A 2,900-nucleotide genomic window follows, 5' to 3' on the forward strand; every position below is an offset into this window, starting at 1 on the left:
ATTCGAGGAACGAGAACTGATGACGACCTTTGACCGCCTCGACCGACCGCGCGGTCCGTTCGGGCGCCTGCGACGAGCGCTCGACAACGCCCATGCGGTACGGCGCTATTGGGGCACCACCGAGCAGGAGCGCCCCGAATTCGAGGAGTGCATGAATCATGTCGCGCCGCCGTGGGACACCTACTATCGCGGCATCACCGTGCGGGCGACATCGGCAGTGACGTGGCGGTGGCTGTGCCAGATGCGGGTTGCGCCGTACAGCTACGACTGGATCGACAATTTCGGCCGACGCAGCCCCCGTCAGTGGACGCCCGGCGCCGATGAACTGGCCGCGGGACAGAAGATCCTGATGATCTTCCAGGTGTCGAGCTTCGAACGCGACCAGCACATCACGATGCGTATCCACCCGTGGCTGCGCTGGTTCTGGGGCGACACCTGTTGCACGTTCCGGGTGGTGGAACGCCCGGAGGGCGGCGACTGCCGACTGCTGATGATCATGACGGTGCACGACCGCACCGGCGCCTTCGCGCGCTACACGGGGCTGTACGCGCTGCGTAAGTACTTGTTCCCGTGGGGCGAACTGGTCATGGTGCACAAGCAATTCCGCACGTTCAAGCAGCTGGCCGAAGCGACCCCGGTCACTCCGCCCGCCGAGTCGACCGAACGGGGCGCCTGAGATGACCGTGTCGTTCCGTCTCGCCAGCTACCCCGCCCGCGGCTGGACCGGGCTACTGGCCAACCTGCCGCGGATCAACCAGGAACTGTGTGCGACCCCCGGCCTGGTCGCGGGCCGGGTATTCGGTACCGGGAATCTGCAGCCGCCGATCGGCGGTGCGCCGATCTTCCGGCGTTGGGCGTTGTTCACGATGTTCGAATCCGACTCCGCCCGAGACGATTTCGAGAATTCATGCGCCGTCGACATCTTCACCGACCGTTCCCGCGAGCTATGGCAGGTCGCGATGGCGCCCACCCGGATCGGGCGCGGCGAGTGGCGTGGCTGGCGTCCTGAGGTCGATCCCGTCCCGCACACCGACGACGAGCCGGTCGTCTCGTTCACCTACAGCCATGTGCGCTCGCGATACGTGCCGACATTCCTGCTGAACAACAAGCGGGTGGTCGACGAGCAGCGCACCGACGCCGGACTGATCGCGCAACTCGGCGTCGCCGACGACCTCACCTCCACCAGCACGTTCTCGATCTGGCGCAGTCAGCACGACCTCATCGACTTCGCCTATCGCAGTTCCGAAGCGCACAAGAAGGTGATCAAACCGTCGCTGACGCAATGGCAGTTCGACAACTTCTCGGCGCGGTTCCGTATCCATTCCTCCGCCGGCACCTGGGACGGGCGCGACCCGGCTCGCTTGGCTCGCCTCGCCGCGCAGGAGCGGATCCGGCTCGCCGCACAGCAGCAGGCGGACCCACACCGTCCTGCTGCCGAAAAAGTCTGACCCGATCGAATCGCTGTAGTTCCTCAGAGAAATAAGGTCTTCATGTACGACGTCGTCATCGTTGGCGGCAGCCTCGCCGGCTGCTCCACCGCCGCGCTCCTCGGTCGCGCCGGACTGCGCGTCGCGGTCCTCGAAGCGCACAAGGATCCGGACCATTACAAGCGGCTGTGCACCGCGACGATCCGCGCCGGAACGCAGCCGGTGCTGCGGCGGCTCGGCTTGGCAGACAAACTCGCGGAGGCAGGTTCGATGCCCTGCTACGACGCCTTCCACTCCGCGGCCGACGGCTGGGTCCTCGACGAGACCGCCGTCGAGCGGGGCGACTACGGCTACAACCTGCAGCGGCGCCTGCTCGACCCGCTGGTGCGCCGCACCGCCGCCGAGACTCCGGGCGTGGAGCTGATCCTCGGCGCGAAGGTCACCGACCTGTCTCGCGATGCCCATGGTCGCGTCAACGGTGTCGTCGCGAAGATCAAGGGCGAGGAGACCCTGTTCAGCGGTCGCCTCGTGATCGGCGCCGACGGTCGCAGCTCCGTCGTCGCCGACCGGGCGGGGCTGCCTGCCATCGAAACGGAGAATCGCCGCTACATCTACTTCGCCCACTACCGCAACGTCGACATGCCCGCCGACCGTACGTTGCGGGCCTGGTTCGCGATGCCTGACATCTTCCTGATGGCCGGATTCGGTGACGGCACCGCCGTGATCTCCTGCGCTCCGGACAAGCGCAGCCTCCCCGAGTTCGACCTCGACCGGGAGAAGTTCCTGCTCGAGTCGTTCAAGAATCTGCCCGACGCGCCCGACTTGTCGAACGTCGAGCGGGTAACGGACCTGATCGGCACCCGCGACTACCCGAATATCCGTCGTCGCCGCGTCGTTGCCCCCGGTCTCGCGCTGGTCGGGGACGCCGCGATGGTGGCCGACCCGGTCAGTGGCGTGGGCTGCGGCTTCGCCTTCCAGGCCGCCGAATGGCTCGCCGACGCGGTGACAGACGCACTGAAGTCGCAGGACAGCGCCGCGATCGACAAGGCGCTGGCCCGTTACCAGAAGCAGCACCGCAAGCGACTCGGCCTGCACCACTTCACAATCGCCGACCTCAGCAAGCGCACGGTGCTGCCGCCGGTGATCCGGATGATCCTCGCCGCCGCCGTGGACGACCCGAAAATCGCGCAGTCCTATGTGTCGGTAGTGACCCGCAACAGCTCCCCGGCCGTGCTGTTCTCGCCGAAGCTGCTGGTGCGCGCTGCGATCGGCGCCCGGCGAGCCCGGGCGACCCAGCGCCGGGAACAGGTGCCGGCGCTCGCGGCCTGAGCGTGGCGGGCGGCATTCAACCGCCGCCCGCCACCGAGTTCAACACGGCTGCAAGCCGAACGCTCTCTTCGACGCGACCGCTGGTCGTTCGCGTTGCCCCGTGAAAGGAATCAATCGGTGTCCGGATCGTCGAACGACATCGCC

The 2,900-nt window shown here is 67.0% G+C and carries 3 protein-coding genes; all 3 read left to right on the forward strand.

The window, feature by feature from the left end; all coding sequences use genetic code 11:
• Positions 1-19: 19 nt before the first annotated feature.
• Genes BOX37_RS13485 through BOX37_RS13495 form a run of 3 tightly spaced genes read left to right on the forward strand, consistent with a single transcriptional unit; the run spans position 20 to position 2,756 of the window.
• On the forward strand, positions 20-676 hold the full coding sequence (locus tag BOX37_RS13485; protein WP_084759620.1) for a hypothetical protein: 657 nt from the start codon (positions 20-22) through the stop codon (positions 674-676).
• A 1-nt stretch (position 677) separates the two neighbouring features.
• On the forward strand, positions 678-1,448 hold the full coding sequence (locus BOX37_RS13490) for a hypothetical protein (RefSeq protein WP_071927944.1): 771 nt from the start codon (positions 678-680) through the stop codon (positions 1,446-1,448).
• A gap of 42 nt (positions 1,449-1,490) precedes the next feature.
• Positions 1,491-2,756, forward strand: a complete 1,266-nt coding sequence (locus BOX37_RS13495) for an FAD-dependent oxidoreductase (protein ID WP_071927945.1) — start codon at positions 1,491-1,493, stop codon at positions 2,754-2,756.
• Positions 2,757-2,900: the final 144 nt, after the last annotated feature.

The sequence above is a fragment of the Nocardia mangyaensis genome (assembly GCF_001886715.1).
GTDB classification, from domain to species: Bacteria; Actinomycetota; Actinomycetes; order Mycobacteriales; family Mycobacteriaceae; genus Nocardia; species Nocardia mangyaensis.